This window comes from Pseudomonas sp. MF4836, from assembly GCF_002018875.1.
GTDB lineage: Bacteria > Pseudomonadota > Gammaproteobacteria > Pseudomonadales > Pseudomonadaceae > Aquipseudomonas.
The window spans coordinates 25314-42579 of record NZ_MVOL01000005.1; the positions used below are offsets into that span (position 1 = coordinate 25314).

Sequence of the window (17266 nt, forward strand, 5' to 3'; positions counted from 1 at the left end):
CGTGCGCCTCAGGACCAGTCGTGGCGCGGCGGCTTCACGCCATTGAGCAGCCAGTTGCCGAGCACGTGGTACTTCCAGCGCACCGGGTCGTGCAGGGTGTGCACCCGGGCGTTGCGCCAGTGACGGTCGAAGTTGTGCTTTTTCAGGGTCGAGCGGGTGCCGCCCAGTTCGAACAGCTTGTTGCTGGCCTCGATGGCAATCTCGGTGGTCAGCACCTTGGCCCTGGCCACCGCCAGCGAGGCCCGGGCCACGTTGTCTTCATCCGGCGCCGGACGCGCCGCATCCAGGGCCAGGCCGGCACGTTCCAGCAGGGCCTCGGCGGCTTCCAGGCGGATGTCCAGGGCGCCGATCTGAATGATGGTCAGCGGGTCTTCGCTGGCTTTTTCCACACCTGCATCGATCCATGGCCGCGCATGCTGCTGCACAAAGGCCACGGTGTCGCGCAGCGCGGCGCGGGCGATCCCGGCGTCGATGGCGGCGGTGGTCAGTTGGGCGAACGGCCCGGCCAGGGTCGGGCTTTCATAGGAGCGGTAGGTGGGAAACAGGTTGAAGGCCGGTACATACAGGTCCTGGGCCAGCACCGTACCGCTGGAGGTGGTGCGCTGGCCCATGCTGTCCCAGTCATCGATCACCGAAAGCCCCGGGGTGCCACGGGGCACAAAGGCCAACTGGCCCTTTTGCTCTTCGTCCAGGGCCAGTACCGCCAGCCAGTGGGCATACAGCGAGCCGGTGCAGTAACCCTTGCGGCCATTGACGCGGTAGCCGTCACCCTCGCGACGAATGGTGGCCTGGATGTCCTGCACGTTCTTGCCGCCGGTTTCCGACAACGCATTGGCGAAGCGATGGCCTTGCAGGGCCAGGGCGAAAAAATGCGCCTGCTGCTCGGCGCTGCCCTGCAAGCGGATGTCCTCCAGCAGGCAGTAGTGGTTCTGCGGGATCTGCCCCAGGGACGGATCGGCCGCCGAAATGATCGCAATCACCCGTGCCAGGACCGCGTAGGACACCTGGGCCCCGCCAAACTCGCGCGGCACGCTGATGCCCCACAGGCCACTGTTGGAATACAGGTCGACCACCTCGACCGGCACCTGGCGGCTGCGGTCGCGCTCGGCGTCGTGTTCCAGCAGCACGGCGGCGACCCGCTCGGCGACGCTGATGGCTTCGGCCTCGTCGCGGATCACATGGGCAGCGGGCGAATGAATGGGGTAAACGGCAGATTCAGGCAAGGAAGGCATGCAGCGCTCTCGGGTGAATAAAGGTCTGCCAGGGCCATTGCAGCTTCCATGCCGGAAGTTTTAGCCAATGGATTCAAGCAGTTGCGCCAGCGCGACCAGCAGTGAAGGTTGCCCTGGCGAGCAAACTGCTGGATCACTGTTGCCCGGCCAACAGCGCGCCACTGTTGCCAGGGCGACACCTCGTCGGCTCGTACCAGGGCCAATGACGCCCGGGCCTATAGTGAATCCACCGGAAAAACCGGCCCACCCGCGTCACTCACCACGATCCAGGAGAAGCGTCATGAGCGTGAATCCGATTCCCGAGGGCTACCCCAGCATCACCCCCTACCTGGGCATCCAGAAGGCCGCCGAGGCCATCGAGTTCTATAAAAAGGCCTTCGGCGCCGTTGAAGTCATGCGCCTGAGCATGCCCGACGGCGGCATCGGCCATGCCGAACTGCGCATCGGCGACTGCCCGATCATGCTCGGCAGCCCCTGCGAGCAGGGCCCCTTGAGCAACCCGCAGGCCTCGCCGTCGGTAGGGCTGCACCTGTACGTCAAGGACGTCGACCAGCAGTTCGCCCAGGCCATCGCTGCCGGCGGCCAGGTGGTGTCCGAGGTCAAGGACCAGTTCTACGGCGACCGCAGCGGCACCCTGAAGGATCCGTTCGGCCACCTGTGGTTCCTCGCCAGCCGCAAGGAAAACCTCAGCAATGAAGAAATCAGCCAGCGCGCGGCGCAGATGTTTCAACAGGCCTGAGCCCGAAACGTGCGGCACCTCGCGGACGACCGCCCATGGCTGACCCTTAGCGGCTCATGAGCCCTCCCGCCCCCTGTGGCCTGGCCCAGGCTCGGGGCTCGGTGGGCCGCTGACTGGCTCTGAAACATTTCCTTTCATATCCGCCTGCGGGTTTTAAGATTCTCATTCGTCTTAATTAGATGCAGCCGGCCGCGTTGGCTAAACCTATGCCTCCACTTTTTGTGCCCGGGGCATGAGGTCAATTTGCCAAAGCGGCTCCACTCCTCGAATCAAGACGTGCATTCAATGTCGAAGAAGTCTCGCTCAAAAATCTGGTTTCTCGTCCACAGCTGGCTGGCGCTGCCCATCTGGTTCTTTGTGCTGATCGTGTGCGTCACCGGCACCCTGGCGGTGGTCAGCCAGGAGATCGTGTGGCTGGCCAACCCGGATGTCCGGGCCAGCAAACCGTCGGATGATGCCCAGGCCCTCAGCTACGACCAGGTGGTCGCGGCCATCAAGCAGGCCGAGCCGCAGTTGATGGTGAGGTCCATCAGCACCCCCGATGAAGGGCATTTCGCCCTGGATGCCGCTGTTACTTATCCCGACGGGCGCTCGGTCACGGTGTACGTCAACCCTTATACCGGGGCCATCCAGGGGGTCAGCCCGCAGTTCAACTTCCAAGCCTTCACCCGTGCCCTGCACGGCTGGTGGCTGGTGCCCTTCACCAACGGCTACAGCTGGGGCTGGTACCTGGTGTCGCTGCTGGGCCTGCCGCTGCTGGTGTCCCTGATCACCGGGCTGGTGGTCTACAAGAAGTTCTGGAAGGGGTTTCTCAAGCCCAACCTGCGTTTCAAGCACGGCGCGCGGATTTTCTGGGGCGACTTCCACCGCCTGAGCGGCATCTGGTCGATCTGGTTTATTGCGGTGATCTCCATTACCGGCACCTGGTTCCTGATCGAGGCGATCCTGGCCGATAACCACATCAGCATTTCCAGCGAAGCCGTGGTTCCGGTGATCGCCCGTGAAAGCGTGCCGATGTCGCTGGACGGCAAGCCCGCGCCGATGATCGGCCTGGACGAGGCGATCGCCATTGCCACGCAGAAAATCCCCGGCTTCGACATCAGCTTCGTCAGCCTGCCGAGCAACGCCTACAGCCACTTGTACGTCGGCGGCCGTGGCTGGTATCCGCTGATGTTCCAGACCGCCAACATCAACCCCTATACCGGCTCGGTGGACACCACCAGCCTGCTGGCGGACCGCACTTCCCTGGAGTTCGTCACCGAATCCATGCGTCCGCTGCACACCGGCGATTTCGGCGGTCTGTGGATCAAGCTGATCTGGTTCTTCTTCGGCCTGGTGCTGAGCATGATGGTCCTCAGCGGCCTGCTGATCTGGACCAAACGCACCGCACTGGCCACCGCCAACGCGCTCAAGCGCAGTAACAAACCGGCCCGTAGTAGCACCCCGCCCCGGGCTGTCCCGGCGATGAACACCGACACCCCGGAGGGCAACCTGTGAGCCAGGCAACCACTACCACACCGACCTCGGGCCTGAGCCGGCTGTGGCACAAATGGCGTTTCCACCTGAACATCCTGCTGTTGCTGATCCCCCTGGGGTTCATGCCCAAGTACTTTGCCGACGCCGCACTGTTTCGCGGCGACAGCGGCCTGGGCGAACGGGAGCTCGGGGAAATCCAGGTCGGCCCCTGGAGCTTGCGCCTGGCCGAGTTGCGCAATGAAGCACCACGCCTCGACGGCCCGGCCGGTTACATGAAACGGTTTAACGCCGCCCTGTGCGAGGCCTGCGTTGATCAGGTCAAGGCCACGTACCTGCGCATCGGCAAACCGCGCAGCCTGCGCGCCGCCGGGGTGATTTTCTTCGGCACCCCGTACCGCCTGGCTGCCACTTTGCCGGTCGCGGAAAAAACCAAGGCCGACGCCGAACTGTGGATCACCATGGAAGGCTGGGACGGCAGCATGCACCAGGCCGCCATCCCCCTGAGCCAAGCGTCGCCCGCCACCATTGCCTGGCTGAACAAACAAGGAGGCAAACCATGATCTTCGCCGCACCCCTCTCCCGCCTGCGCCTGTTGCGCAGCGCCCTCCTACTGGCCGCCGGCGCCGCATTCAGCGGCAACGCCCTGGCCCACAACCCGATGTGCGAATGCAAGGCCATCGACGCCGAGCAGATCCAGTGCACCGGGGGTTTCTCCGACGGCAGTGGCGCCCCGGGGGTGACCCTGGACGTGATCGGCTACGACGAGACCATCCTCGTCCCGGGCAAGCTGGGCACTGACTCGACACTGACCTTCAAGAAGCCGGCGTCGGAATTCTACGTGCTGTTCGACGCCGGCCCCGGCCACGTGGTGGAAATCGACCAAGCCGATATCGAGGCCCCATGAGCGCCTCCACAACCCAGATCGTGCGCCCTGCCGGCGCCGGCCACGAAACCCTGTACGTGCTGCTGTTGTGCCTGGTGATCCTGGCCGTGGCCGGTTCGGTGGCGCTGCTGCGCGGCGAGTCGCAGACCGTCAGCAGCGTCGACAGTCATCAACTGGACGCCCGACGCGACCTCAGCGCCGGCGAACAGGGGATCTACGCCGACCTGCGGGTGACCCTCGACGAAATCCACCTGTTGCAAACCGAGGCCCAGGCGCTGCCTACCCCCGCGCAACTGGCCGCAGAAGGTTTCGCGCCCTTTGCCCAGGACGCCAGCTCGGTCAGCCGTGGCGACCACGCCTGGCAACTGCTCGACCAGGCCTATGTCGGCCTGAGCCAGAACCCGCAAGTGGCAGGCTCGTTTGTGATGCGCATCGGCGCTGACCCGACCAACCCGGATATCTGGCTCAACCGCAGCAAGCCCCTTGCCGCCCCGACCGACTTCAGTGACCAGGCCCTGCTCGATGCCGGCTGGAAACAGGTGGTCGCGCAATTCGATGCCGGGGTGACCCGCCAGCATCGGCACTGAAACTCCGCATTCACCCGAGAGAAGACTGCTTGCCCATGCCTATTTCATCTCTACGTCGCCCGCTGCTGCGCGGCTTGCTGGTCGGCCTGCTGGCCCTGCTGCTTGCGCCCCTGGCCCAGGCCGATCAAGCCAAGCGCCTGCGCATCGGCATCACCCTGCACCCGTATTACAGCTATGTGGCCAATATCGTCGGCGACAAGGCCGAGGTGGTGCCGCTGATTCCCGCCGGTTTCAACCCCCACGCCTACGAACCGCGCGCCGAAGACATCAAGCGCATCGGCACCCTGGATGTGATTGTGCTCAACGGCGTGGGCCACGATGACTTCGCCGACCGCATGATCGCCGCCAGCGAGCGCCCCGACATCCCGGTGATCGAGGCCAACGAAAACGTACCGCTGCTGGCCGCCACCGGTGTGGCCGCCCGCGGCGCGGGCAAGGTGGTCAACCCGCACACCTTCCTCTCCATCAGCGCCTCCATTGCCCAGGTCAACAACATCGCCCGCGAGCTGGGCAAGATGGACCCGGACAACGCCAAGACCTACACCCAGAACGCCCGCGCCTATGGCAAGCGCCTGCGGCAGATGCGCGCCGACGCCCTGGCCAAGCTGACCAAAGCCCCCAACGCCGACCTGCGAGTGGCCACGGTGCACGCGGCCTACGACTACCTGCTGCGCGAGTTTGGCCTGGAAGTCACGGCCGTGGTCGAGCCGGCCCACGGCATCGAGCCCAGCCCCAGCCAGCTGAAAAAGACCATCGACCAACTGCGTGAGCTGGACGTGAAGGTGATCTTCTCCGAGATGGACTTCCCGTCCACCTACGTCGACACCATCCAGCGCGAATCCGGGGTCAAGCTGTACCCGCTGTCGCATATTTCCTATGGCGACTACAGCGCCGAGAAGTATGAAAAGGAAATGACCGGCAACCTCGACACCGTGGTCCGGGCGATTCAGGAGGCCGGGGCATGACCGCCATTGAAACCCTGACCCGCGGCCCGTCCATCGAGTTCGCCCAGGTCAGCCTGACCCTGGGCCGCACCACCATCCTCGACAACGTCAGCTTTGCCGTGCAACCCGGCACCGTGCACGCCCTGGTCGGCCCCAACGGCGGCGGCAAGAGCTCGCTGATCAAGACCCTGCTCGGGCAGATGCCGCACCAGGGCCAACTGAGCCTGCAGTGGCCGGGTGAACCGGGGGTGATCGGCTACGTGCCCCAGGCCCTGGAGTTCGACCGCGGCCTGCCGATGACCGTCGACGACTTCATGGCCGCCATGTGCCAGCGCCGCCCGGCCTTCCTCGGCCTCAGCCGGCATTACGCCGGGGCCATCGGCGAAGCCCTGGAGCGGGTCGGCATGCAGGACAAACGCAAGCGGCGCATGGGCGCGCTGTCCGGCGGCGAACGCCAGCGCGTGCTGCTGGCCCAGGGTTTGATCCCGGCCCCGCAACTGCTGGTGCTGGATGAGCCGATGTCGGCCCTCGACGAAGCCGGGATCCAGGTCTTCGAGCGCCTGCTGGGCGACTGGCGCCGCGCCGGGATCACCCTGCTGTGGATCGAGCACGACCTGGAAGCGGTCGGGCGCCTGGCAGACCGGGTGACCGGCCTCAACCGTCGCGTGCTGTTCGACGCCCATCCGCAACAGGCCCTGACTCCGGAACGCCTGCTGACCCTGTTTTCCACCCATCCGCGTCCCGCCGACGCCACCTGCGAGAGTGCCGCCTGATGAGTTATGAAGCTGTGCGCCTGACGATCCAGGGCTGGGCCTCTTCCGGGTATCTGCCTGAAGCCCTGGCCTACGGCTTCGTGGTCAACGCCCTGCTCGCCGGCCTGTTGATCGGCCCGGTGCTGGGCGGCCTGGGCACCCTGGTGGTGGTCAAGCGCTTTGCGTTCTTCTCCGAAGCCGTGGGCCACGCGGCGCTGACCGGGGTCGCCATCGGCATTCTGCTGGGCGAACCCTACACCGGGCCCTACGGCAGCCTCTTCGGCTACTGCCTGCTGTTCGGCATCCTGCTCAACTACCTGCGCAATCGCACGGGCCTGGCACCGGACACCCTGATCGGCGTGTTCCTCTCGGTGTCCCTGGCCCTGGGCGCCAGCCTGCTGCTGATTTTGGCGGGCAAGATCAACGTGCACATCCTCGAGAACGTACTGTTCGGCTCGGTGCTGACGGTCAACGGCAACGACCTGCTGGTGCTGGCCGTGGTCGGCGCACTGGTCATGGGCCTGAGCCTGCCGCTGTACAACCGCATCATGCTCGCCAGCTTCAACCCGCAACTGGCAGCGGTGCGCGGGGTGGCGGTGAAAAGCCTGGATTACCTGTTCGTGATCCTGGTGACCCTGATCACCGTGGCGGCGGTGAAAGTGATCGGCGCGATCCTGGTGGGCGCGCTGCTGGTGATCCCGGCCGCTGCCGCACGCTTGCTGAGCCAGTCGCTGAAGGGCTTTTTCTGGATCTCGGTGTTGATCGCCACGGTCAGCACCCTGTGCGGCATTCTCGCGCCGATCCTGTTCGACCTGCCCATCCCCTCCGGCGCCGCGATCATCCTGGTGGCCGGCATCGCCTTCGCCCTCGCCGCCATCGCCCGCGGCACGGTCCCCAGCCTGAAAGGGAATATCGGATAAATGCTTCGTTCAATGCACACTCCCCTGCGTCACCTGACCCTCGCCCTGGCCCTGGCCGGGCTCGGCATCAGCCATGCCGGCGCCGTCGAACGCTTCGAGCCGATGCACATGCTCGCCAGCAACGGCCTGGGCAATGCGGCCCTGCACTCGGCCACGGCCAGCAAGCCGGTCACCGTACTGGCCTCGTTGCCGGTGACCTTCGGCCTGGGGCAGATATTGCTGCAAGGCACGCCGGTCAAGCTGGAGCGGGCAGCACCGGCCAACCTCCCGGGTTCGCGGCAGACCGCCTACTTCACCGGGCGCGGCGCCCCGGCCCTGAGCAAACTGGCCCTGAGCGCCGACGCGGTGATTGGCCTGCGCTCGATCTGGCCCGACGATCCGCTGTACCCCAACGCCCGGCGCAGCAATATCCATGTGGTCGAAGTCGACGCCGCGCGGCCGGTGGATGGCGCCTTGCCGGGCATCGCCCTGCAACCGGGCAAGACCGATGGCCTGAACAGCCAGCCCTGGCTGTCGAGCAACAACCTGGGGCGCATGGCCGATGTGCTCGCCGCCGACCTGGTGCGCCTGGCCCCCGAGGCCAAACCGAAGATCGAAGCCAACCTGGCCGCGCTCAAGCAGCGCCTGCTCAAACTCAGCGCCGACAGCGAAGCGCGCCTGGCCGATGCCGATAACCTCAGCACGTTCAGCTTGAGCGAACACTTCGGTTACCTGATCAGCGGGCTCAACCTGGAGTCGATCGGCGTCGATGCACGGCCCGACAACGAATGGACGCCCCAAGCCCTTGAACAACTCAAGACCCAGCTCAAGGACAACGACGTGGCCATCGTCCTCCACCACCGCCAACCGTCCGATGCCGTGAAAGCCGCGATCAGCGCCGCAGGCAGCCAGTTGCTGGTGCTGCAAACCGACAGCGACGACCCCCTGACCGAGCTGGAAACCAACATCGGCCAGGTCACCCGCGCCCTCACGCCTCAATCCTGAGCGCTGTAAACGGGAGCCGGCGAGCGGGCATCCGCAACCCGGCGCCTACAGGCCGTTACGCGCTTACAAAAACCTTCAGGAAATAGCCCCCAAGCCGGTGCTAACCTGCCGTTCGCCTTCAAGGACCGACAGGAGCCCTGCCCCATGAGCGACTACCTCAAGCTCAACCAAGCCAACTGGGACGAACGCGCGCCGCTGCATGCCGCGTCCGAGGAATATGCGTTTCAGCGCTACCTCGACGACCCCCACCACCTGTCGTGCGTGGTGCGTTTCGATCAACCGCTGCTGGGCGATATTCGCGGCCTGCGGGCCGTGCATCTGCAATGCCATATCGGCACCGACACGCTGTCGCTGGCGCGCCTCGGCGCGCAGATGAGCGGGCTGGATTTCTCCGCGGCGTCGCTGGTCCAGGCCCGCAGCCTGGCGGAGCAATGCGCCACGCCGATCACCTATGTGGAGTCCGATGTCTACGCGGCCTGCGAGGTGCTGCCCAAGGCGAGTTTCGACCTGGTGTACACCGGCATCGGCGCCCTGTGCTGGCTGCCGAGCATCGACCAATGGGCACGCACCGTCAGTGAACTGCTCAAGCCCGGTGGCCGGCTGTTCCTGCGCGATGGGCACCCAATGATGATGAGCCTCAACGAAGATCGCCAAGACGCCCTGGTGGTGGACCGCCCCTACTTCGAACAGGCGCAGCCGCTGAGCTGGAACGATGAGACGACCTATGTGCAAAGCGAAGTCCGGATCAAGGCCAGCCAAAGCTACGAGTGGAACCACGGCCTGGGCGAGGTCATCACCGCACTGCTGAAATATGGCCTGCAGATCAGCGCCCTGGTGGAACACCAAAGCATTCCCTGGGAAGCGCTGCCTGGGCAGATGGTCTTGGACGACCAGGAAGAATGGCACCTCAAGGAAGCGCCATGGCGCTTGCCATTGAGCTACACCCTTGTGGCCACGGCCGCAGGCTGCGCCAAGCACACCTGACACATCACGGCGTTTTGGTGAGCCCTGTAGCCGCTGCCGCAGGCTGCGGCTACAGGCGCGGCGTATCTGGGATTTACTGCGCCGCGGCGGCCTGGCCATCCATTTTCTGGCGCAGGCTCAGGGGGCGCATGTCGGTCCAGACCTCTTCGATATAGGCCAGGCATTCCTTTTTGAAGCCGCTCTTGCCGACGGTGCGCCAGCCTTGTGGCACGGCTTTGTAGTCGGGCCAGATCGAGTATTGCTCCTCGTGGTTGACCACTACCTGAAAGAGGATGTCCTCGCGGTCAAATACTGAAGTCATTGCGTGTCTCCATCGATATAAGGTTCGCCACGCCACGTGCGCGGCCACTGTGTAAAAGGAACGGATCAGCGCGGCAATAAATTACAAACTGCTCACCGCAGCAGCCACCGCCAGGCTGAAAATCTTCGCCACCTGGTCAATTTCCGCCGCGGTAATCACCAACGGCGGCAAGAAACGCACGACGCTGCCATGGCGTCCGCCCAACTCCAGGATCAACCCGCGCTTGAGGCACTCGCGCTGCACCAGTGGCGCCAACTGCCCGTAGTGCGGCGGGTGGTCCTGGGCATCGCGCTCGCCTTCGGGGTTGACCAGCTCGACGCCGAGCATCAACCCACGGCCACGAATATCCCCCAGTTGCGGAAACTCGCGTTGCAGGATCCGCAAGTGCTCGGTCAGGCGCTCCCCCATGGCAGCCGCGTGTTCCGGCAGACGATGCTCCTTGAGGTAACGCATCACCGCCGATCCGGTAGCCATGGCCATCTGATTGCCACGGAAGGTGCCGGCATGGGCCCCTGGCAACCAGGTGTCGAGCCAGTCGCGATAGACCATGACCGCCATCGGCAAGCTGCCGCCAATGGCCTTGGACATCACCACCACATCGGGAATGATCCCCGCGTGTTCGAAGGCAAACATCTTGCCGGTGCGGCCGAAACCGCTCTGGATCTCGTCGACGATCAGCGCCACGCCGGCCTTCTCGGTAATCCGCCGCAGGCCGCGCAGCCAATCAAGATCGGCCGGGATCACCCCGCCCTCGCCCTGCACCGCCTCGACGATCACCGCCGCCGGCAACTGCACGCCGGCTTCCGGGTCGCTCAACAGGTTTTCCAGGTAATGCAGGTTGACCTTGACCCCGGCCTCGCCCCCCAGGCCGAACGGGCAGCGGTAGTCGTAGGGGTAGGGCAGAAACTGCACACCGCTGCTCAACAGGCCGGCCATCGCGCGCTTGGGGCCCAGGCTGCCCATCAGGCTCAAGGCGCCCTGGCTCATGCCGTGGTAACCGCCCTGGAACGACAGCACGGTGCTGCGGCCGGTGGCGGTTCGCACCAGCTTCAACGCGGCTTCCACCGCGTCGGTGCCGGTGGGGCCGCAAAACTGGATCTTCGCCTCGTCGGCCAGGGCCTGGGGCAACAGGCCGAACAGGTCCTGGACAAACTGGTCCTTGACCGGCGTGGTCAGGTCCAGGGTCAGCAGCGGCAATTCGTCGGCCAGCACTTGCTGGATGGCCTCGATCACCACCGGGTGGTTATGCCCCAGGGCCAGGGTGCCGGCACCGGCCAGGCAATCGATAAAGCGCCGGCCTTCGACGTCCTCGACATAAATGCCGCGCGCGCGCTTGAGCGCCAACGGTATGCGCCGTGGGTAACTGCGGGCGTTGGACTCCTGGCGGGCCTGACGCGCCAGCAACGGCGATTCGTTGAACTGATACAGGGTTTCGGCCGGCGCGGGGCTGACCCGCGCGGGCTGATCTTCAATAAGGCTGGTAACGGCTGACATCGCAAACCCTCACGCTGGAATTGACCAAAACTGCTCACCAGCCAGAGGCAGCCGTGACGGCGCACACTCGCAGGTTTTCCTGTTCTGGAAACGCACCAGCACGACAGGGATTTACACCCAGGGGACAGTTAATTGCTCAACGGCAGGTGCCGGGCAATCCGCATTCGGCGACGTGGGCCCGCGAGCGGTCATCAGCCGGGTTGCTCCAGTCACGAAAAAGACCCAGGGCGTGATGCCCTGGAGTGGGATCAGGCGGCGTGCAGCGGCAAGGTCAATTCGACCCGCAGGCCATCCGGCCGGCTGTCGAACAGCAAGGCACAGCCGCAGCGCTGGACGATCGCCTGGACAATCGCCAGCCCCAGGCCACAGCCGGTGCTCTGGCCATTGCGCCAGAAACGCTGGGTCAGGTGCTGCAGGTCTTCCTGGGCAATACCGGGGCCATGGTCGCGCACCTGGAAGCGCACACGGCTGCCGACGGTTTCCAGGGTCAGCTCCACCGGCGCGTCGTCCGGTGTGTGGCGCAAGGCGTTGTCCAGCAGGTTGCGCAGGGCGGCAATCGCCAGCACCGAGGGCATTTCCACCGGTGCGGTGGCCACCGAGTCGTTCAGGTGCAGACGGATCCGCTGGCGCGCGCCGCTGGCCGCGTCCTGGATCGCCAGGCGCGCCACCTGCTCGGCGTTGCACTGCACGCCATCGTCGAACGACAGGCTGCCCTCGACCCGGGCCAGCAGCAGCAATTGTTCCAGGGTCCGGTGCATGCGGTCGGCGCCCTCTTCGGCGCGAGCCAGGGATTGGTCGCGCGCGGCCCCCTCGGTCATGCGCGCCACTTGCAGGTGGGTCTTGATCGCCGTCAGTGGGCTGCGCAGTTCGTGGGCGGCGTCGCCGGTCAGGCGGCGTTCCCGTTCCAGGGTCTTGGCGATGCGCTGGAACAGCTGGTTCTGGGTTTCCACCAACGGCCGCAGTTCACTGGGCATCGGATCGATCTGCAACGGCTCCAGGGAATCGGCGCTGCGCCGCATCAAAGCGTCGCGAATACGGTTGAGCGGCGCCAGGCCCTGGCCGATGCCCAGCCAGAACAGCCACAGGCACCCCAGCAGCGCCACGCCTACCGGCACCGAGGCCGCCAGCAGCACCGACATGTTCAGGGCTTCGCGCTCCACCTGGCGATCAGCGGTGGTAATGCGCAGGTTGTCGCGGGCCAGGGTGAAACTGCGCCAGCGCGCGCCGTCAATCATCTGATCATGAAACCCCAGTTTTTCGGCCTCCAGTTTCTGCTCCGGGGTGCTGTGGCTCCGGGCCAGGATCTCGCCCCGCAACGAGCTGACCTGGCACGCCATGCCGCCGGGGACGTTCAATTGCTGGGCACTGAAATGGGTGCCCTCACCCTTGTTCGGCAGCTCCGGCAACTGCTCCAGCAGGCCGGCGACCATGCGCGCCGAAGCCACCAGGCGCTGGTCGAGGGAAAACATCATCTGATTGCGCAGGTCGCTGAGCATCCAGGCCGCCGCCAGGGCCCAGATCAGGATAAAGGCAGCGCCCAGGGTCAGACTCAGGCGCAGGCGCAGGCTCATCACTCAGGCGTCCTCCCCGCCATCTGCCGGCCCCAGGCGATAGCCCAGGCCGCGCACGGTCTCGACGATGCCGTTGCCGAGCTTGCGCCGCAGGTGGTGGATGTGCACGTTCAGCGCGTTGCTCTCCAACTCGTCGTTGAAGCCGTAGACACTGTCTTTGAGCTGCTCGCTGGAGAGCACCCGACCACGGTTGTGCAGCAGCGCCTGGAGCAGCGCCTGCTCGCGTCGGGAAAGGTCTACCGGTGCGCCGCCGAGCAGGGTTTCCCGGGTGCTCGGGTCGTAGCTGAGGCGGCCATGCTCGATCAGGTTGACGCTGCGCCCGGCCACCCGGCGCAACAGGGTGTGCAGACGGGCGGCGAGTTCACGCAGGTCGAAGGGTTTGAGCAGGTAATCGTCGGCACCGGCCTGCAGGCCGTCGACGCGGTCGGTGACCGAGTCGCGTGCGGTGAGGATCAACACCGGAATCTCCAGGCCTTGCTGGCGCTGTTGCTTGAGCAGCTTGAGGCCGTCTTCATCAGGCAGGCCCAGGTCGAGCACCATCACATCGAACGCGGCCACCCCGAGCATGGCCCGCGCCGCGGAAGCGGTGGCGACATGCTCCACGGTCAGGCCCTGGGCCGTGAGACCGGCGACTATGCCGCTGGCGATCAGCTCATCATCTTCACAGACAAGTACGTGCATGGTGAGACCTGTAGAAAAGCGTAGATTAAGACCGCGCGGGATTAAGCCGACATTATGGCCCGCACGGCCAACGCCACAAGCTGCGCAGGGTTAATCATCGGTTAATCGCCACCCGCCATTGTGCTCGCTGCCCCCAAAGGTTTAAGGCTTTAGCATGCGTCGATTGTTTATTTTGCTGTGTTTACTGGTCTCGGCCGTGGCCCAGGCGGGGAATAACCCGTTCGAGGTCAAGCCGGACTTCCTGCCGGTCGGCAAGGCTTTCGTGTTCACTTCACAACGTCTCGACTCCGGAGAGACCCAGCTCTATTGGCAAATTGCCGATGGCTACTACCTCTATCAACAGCGGCTGAAACTCGATGGCCTGGCGGATGCGCACAAACCGCCGCTGCCCGAGGGCGAGGCCCATAGCGATGAGTTTTTCGGCGCCCAGCAAGTCTATCGCCAGGGCCTGGAACTGAAGATCCCGGCCGGCGCCAGCGGCAAGATCAAGGTCGGCTGGCAAGGCTGCGCCGACGCCGGCCTGTGCTACCCACCGCAATCGCTGGAGGTTGACCTGGGGGGCAGCCCGGCGCTGGCCGGCAACACCACGCAAGCGGCGGACCAGGCCCTGGCCAGCAGCCTGCAACAGCAGAGCCTGGGGTGGAGCCTGCTGCTGTTCTTCGGCCTGGGCCTGGTGCTGGCCTTTGCCCCGTGCTCGCTGCCGATGCTGCCGATCCTCGGCGGGCTGGTGGTGGGCAGTGGCGCCAGCCCCCGTCGCGGCCTGGCCCTGGCCAGCAGCTATGTGTTGAGCATGGCCCTGGTGTATGCCGCCATGGGCGTGATTGCCGCGCTGCTGGGCAGCAACCTGCAAGCCTGGCTGCAACAGCCCTGGGTCCTGGGCAGCTTCGCCGCGCTGTTCGTACTGCTGGCGCTGCCGATGTTCGGCTTCTTCGAATTGCAATTGCCCGCCTTCCTGCGCGACCGCCTGGAAGACGCCAGCCGTCAGCGCCAGGGCGGCAGCCTGATCGGCTGCGGCATTCTCGGCGCCCTCTCCGCCTTGCTGGTCGGCCCGTGCATGACTGCGCCCCTGGCCGGCGGCCTGCTGTATATCGCCCAGACCGGCGACCTGGTATTCGGCGGCCTGGCCCTGTTTGCCCTGGGCCTGGGCATCGGCCTGCCACTGCTGCTGCTGGTGACCGTGGGCAACCGTTTCCTGCCCAAGCCCGGGCCGTGGATGAACCTGCTCAAGGGCGCGTTCGGCTTCATGTTCCTCGGCACCGCGATCTATATGCTGCGCCCGGTGCTGGACGCCAGCCTGTGGATGGGCTTGTGGGGCGCCCTGGGCCTGGTGCTGGCCTACGCCACCTGGCAACAACGGGCCATTGCCGGACGGCTGCTGCACCTGTTCGGTGCCGCCGCGCTGCTGGTCGGCTTGTGGGGCAGCCTGCTGCTGGTGGGCGCCGCCGGCGGCAGCGACAACCTGTGGCAACCCTTGCAGGTCTACAGCGGCGGCAACGTCGCCAGCGCCGCGACCACCGACGAAGCGTTCCATACCGTCAAGACCCCGGCCGAGTTGCGAGGCGCCCTCGACAGTGCCAAGGCCCAGGGCCAATGGGTGCTGCTGGACTACTACGCCGACTGGTGCGTGTCGTGCAAAGTCATGGAGAAGCAGGTGTTCGGCCAGGCCACTGTCATGCAGGCCCTGAGCGACGTACGCCTGCTGCGCCTGGATGTCACCGCCGACAACGCCGACAGCCGCGAACTGCTCAACCGGTATAAAGTGCCGGGGCCGCCGAGCCTGCTGTGGATCGGCCCGGACGGCGAAGAACGTCGTAGCCAGCGGATCACCGGAGAGGTGGATGCCGCGGCTTTTCTGCAACGCTGGACCATCACCCGGGAAGCCCGTTGATGCTGACCTTTACCATCGGCACCTTTGCCATCGCCCTTAACCACCTGCTGTTGATCAGTGCATTGGCGCTCGCCACCCTGATTGGCTGGAGGGTGGCCAAGCGCGGTGGTGAAAACCCCGAATCGGTGCTGTTCAGCCTGTTCCTGCTCGGCCTCCTGGCCGCGCGCGCAGGCTTTGTGCTGGCCTACTGGAAACACTATCGCGATGACCTGTGGCAGATCGTCGACCTGCGCGACGGCGGCTTCCTGGTCTGGCCCGGGGTCATTGTCCTGGTGCTCGGGGCGCTGGCCTGGGGCTGGCGCCGGCCGGCACTGCGCCGGCCCCTGGGCGCCGGGGTCGGCAGCGGCCTGGCGTTCTGGCTGCTGGCCAGCCTGTCGTTGACCCTGTACGAGCAAGGCACGCGGCTGCCCGAGATCACCCTGCACAGCGCCACCGGCGAAAGCGTGCAATTGACCGACTATCAGGGCGGCCCGCTGGTGATCAACCTCTGGGCCACCTGGTGCCCACCGTGCCGGCGAGAAATGCCGGTGCTGGAAAAAGCCCAGCAGCAACGCCCGGACCTGACCTTCTTGTTCGTCAACCAGGCCGAAAGCATGCAAAGCGTCAGCACCTACCTGGCCACCCAGGGTCTGAACCTGAACAACGTGCTGTTCGACGGCAGCGGCCGCCTCGGCAAGGCCGTGGGTTCGATGGCGTTGCCGACTACCCTGTTCTACAGCGCCGACGGGCGCCTGTTGGGCAGCCATCTGGGCGAACTGTCCGAGGCCAGCCTGGCCCGCGCCCTGGAAAACTTCGACACGCCGCACACCTCGGCGCTCGCCCCTTCAAGGAAACTGCCATGCCCTTCATCCGCCACCTGCTGACCCTGTCCCTGGGCGCCGCCCTGCTGCCGGTAACCGCGCTGCACGCCGAAGAACTGCCGGCGCCCATCCGCAAGATCGAAGCCAAGGGCGCCAAGATCATCGGCAGCTTCGACGCCCCCAGCGGCCTCAAGGGCTACGCCGCGCAGTACCAGAACCGGGGCATGACCCTGTACCTGACCGCCGACGGTCAGCACGTGCTGCTGGGCAACCTGTACGACGCCGACGGCAAGGACCTGAGCGCCGAGCCCCTGCAAAAGCTGGTGTACGCGCCGATGTCCAAGGAAGTCTGGGCCAAGATGGAAGCCAGCAACTGGATCGCCGACGGCAACAAGGACGCGCCGCGCACCGTGTACCTGTTCAGCGACCCCAATTGCCCGTACTGCAACATGTTCTGGGAACAGGCCCGGCCCTGGGTGAACGCAGGCAAGGTCCAGCTGCGGCACATCATGGTCGGCATCATCCGCGAAGACAGCCCCGGCAAATCCGCCGCCCTGCTCGCCGCCAAAGACCCGCAGAAAACCCTGGCCGAGCACGAAAAAGCCGGCAAAGGCAGCACCCTCAAGCCCCTGGCGAAAATCCCGGCAGCCATCCAGGCCAAGCTCGACGCCAACATGAAGCTGATGGAAGAACTCGAACTGTCCGCCACCCCGGCGATCTTCTACCTCGACGACAAGGGCGAACTGCAACAGCAGCAAGGCGCGCCTTCGCCGGACAAACTGCTGAAAATCCTCGGTCCGAAATAAGCCATACCGCCCGCGGTTTCCCTGATTCAAGCAGCAGGCAGAGGTGGATCAGCACCTCTGTGTCCGCGACCAAAGGCAACAGGAAGTCAGATTGATTGAGGCACCTGTAGCCGCTGCCGCCAGGCTGCGCTGGCCAGGATAGCCGCCGATAGGGTGTCAGTGGTTTGGGGGTGTCGTTGAGGGCCAGCGCCCGAACGCGGCCCGAGCCTGGCGGCAGCGGCTAC

The 17266-nt window shown here is 65.5% G+C and carries 18 protein-coding genes; 13 read left to right on the forward strand and 5 right to left on the reverse strand.

Annotation, left to right across the window (positions count from 1 at the left end):
- Window positions 1–8: 8 nt before the first annotated feature.
- A complete protein-coding gene (locus tag MF4836_RS12740; RefSeq protein ID WP_078470604.1) occupies window positions 9–1232 on the reverse strand; it encodes an SfnB family sulfur acquisition oxidoreductase in 1224 nt (407 codons plus the stop codon).
- A gap of 280 nt (window positions 1233–1512) precedes the next feature.
- Here MF4836_RS12740 and MF4836_RS12745 point away from each other — a divergent pair, with 280 nt between their 5' ends.
- The 10 genes from MF4836_RS12745 (at window position 1513) to MF4836_RS12790 (ending at window position 9501) form a co-directional block, all read left to right on the forward strand.
- Entirely contained in the window at window positions 1513–1971 is a 459-nt protein-coding gene (locus MF4836_RS12745; protein WP_078470605.1) for a VOC family protein, read from the forward strand.
- 285 nt (window positions 1972–2256) lie between these two features.
- On the forward strand, window positions 2257–3468 hold the full coding sequence (locus MF4836_RS12750; RefSeq protein WP_078470606.1) for a PepSY-associated TM helix domain-containing protein: 1212 nt from the start codon (window positions 2257–2259) through the stop codon (window positions 3466–3468).
- Window positions 3465–4007 carry a thiamine pyrophosphate-binding protein gene (locus MF4836_RS12755; protein ID WP_078470607.1) on the forward strand — a complete coding sequence of 181 codons (543 nt, stop codon included), beginning with the start codon at window positions 3465–3467 and terminating at the stop codon, window positions 4005–4007. Before MF4836_RS12750 ends, MF4836_RS12755 begins: the two co-directional genes overlap by 4 nt.
- The gene (locus MF4836_RS12760) at window positions 4004–4351 is read left to right on the forward strand and encodes a hypothetical protein (protein ID WP_078470608.1); all 348 of its coding nucleotides are present in this window, start codon (window positions 4004–4006) and stop codon (window positions 4349–4351) included. Before MF4836_RS12755 ends, MF4836_RS12760 begins: the two co-directional genes overlap by 4 nt.
- On the forward strand, window positions 4348–4917 hold the full coding sequence (locus tag MF4836_RS12765) for a DUF6162 family protein (protein ID WP_078470609.1): 570 nt from the start codon (window positions 4348–4350) through the stop codon (window positions 4915–4917). The genes MF4836_RS12760 and MF4836_RS12765 overlap by 4 nt, the downstream gene beginning before the upstream one ends.
- Before the next feature lie 35 nt (window positions 4918–4952).
- Complete coding sequence (locus tag MF4836_RS12770; RefSeq protein ID WP_020299761.1) at window positions 4953–5882, forward strand: metal ABC transporter substrate-binding protein; 930 nt, start codon at window positions 4953–4955, stop codon at window positions 5880–5882.
- Window positions 5879–6634, forward strand: coding sequence for a metal ABC transporter ATP-binding protein (locus MF4836_RS12775; protein WP_078470610.1), 756 nt, complete (start codon window positions 5879–5881; stop codon window positions 6632–6634). The genes MF4836_RS12770 and MF4836_RS12775 overlap by 4 nt, the downstream gene beginning before the upstream one ends.
- Window positions 6634–7533, forward strand: coding sequence for a metal ABC transporter permease (locus tag MF4836_RS12780; RefSeq protein WP_078470611.1), 900 nt, complete (start codon window positions 6634–6636; stop codon window positions 7531–7533). The genes MF4836_RS12775 and MF4836_RS12780 overlap by 1 nt, the downstream gene beginning before the upstream one ends.
- A 12-nt stretch (window positions 7534–7545) precedes the next feature.
- On the forward strand, window positions 7546–8517 hold the full coding sequence (locus MF4836_RS12785) for a metal ABC transporter solute-binding protein, Zn/Mn family (RefSeq protein WP_178102946.1): 972 nt from the start codon (window positions 7546–7548) through the stop codon (window positions 8515–8517).
- Window positions 8518–8661: 144 nt separating this feature from the next.
- The gene (locus MF4836_RS12790; RefSeq protein WP_078470613.1) at window positions 8662–9501 is read left to right on the forward strand and encodes a class I SAM-dependent methyltransferase; all 840 of its coding nucleotides are present in this window, start codon (window positions 8662–8664) and stop codon (window positions 9499–9501) included.
- 73 nt (window positions 9502–9574) lie between these two features.
- On the opposite strand, the gene MF4836_RS12795 is transcribed toward MF4836_RS12790, so the two are convergent.
- From MF4836_RS12795 to MF4836_RS12810, 4 genes are all read right to left on the reverse strand, one after another.
- Entirely contained in the window at window positions 9575–9802 is a 228-nt protein-coding gene (locus MF4836_RS12795) for an MbtH family protein (RefSeq protein ID WP_020299756.1), read from the reverse strand.
- 81 nt (window positions 9803–9883) lie between these two features.
- Window positions 9884–11296: an aspartate aminotransferase family protein gene (locus MF4836_RS12800; protein ID WP_078470614.1), complete on the reverse strand. Its 1413-nt coding sequence runs from the start codon at window positions 11294–11296 to the stop codon at window positions 9884–9886.
- A gap of 248 nt (window positions 11297–11544) precedes the next feature.
- Window positions 11545–12867, reverse strand: a complete 1323-nt coding sequence (locus MF4836_RS12805; RefSeq protein ID WP_078470615.1) for an ATP-binding protein — start codon at window positions 12865–12867, stop codon at window positions 11545–11547.
- A gap of 3 nt (window positions 12868–12870) precedes the next feature.
- Window positions 12871–13548 (reverse strand): response regulator, encoded by a 678-nt coding sequence (locus tag MF4836_RS12810; RefSeq protein ID WP_078470616.1) that lies wholly within the window; start codon window positions 13546–13548, stop codon window positions 12871–12873.
- A 154-nt stretch (window positions 13549–13702) separates the two neighbouring features.
- Between MF4836_RS12810 and dsbD the strand changes: the two genes are divergently transcribed.
- The 3 genes from dsbD to dsbG are packed head-to-tail and all read left to right on the forward strand — an operon-like array spanning window position 13703 to window position 17042.
- On the forward strand, window positions 13703–15436 hold the full coding sequence (gene dsbD, locus MF4836_RS12815) for a protein-disulfide reductase DsbD (protein WP_078470617.1): 1734 nt from the start codon (window positions 13703–13705) through the stop codon (window positions 15434–15436).
- A complete protein-coding gene (locus MF4836_RS12820) occupies window positions 15436–16299 on the forward strand; it encodes a TlpA disulfide reductase family protein (RefSeq protein ID WP_078470618.1) in 864 nt (287 codons plus the stop codon). The genes dsbD and MF4836_RS12820 overlap by 1 nt, the downstream gene beginning before the upstream one ends.
- A complete protein-coding gene (gene dsbG, locus MF4836_RS12825) occupies window positions 16275–17042 on the forward strand; it encodes a thiol:disulfide interchange protein DsbG (protein WP_078470619.1) in 768 nt (255 codons plus the stop codon). Before MF4836_RS12820 ends, dsbG begins: the two co-directional genes overlap by 25 nt.
- Window positions 17043–17266 lie beyond the last annotated feature (224 nt).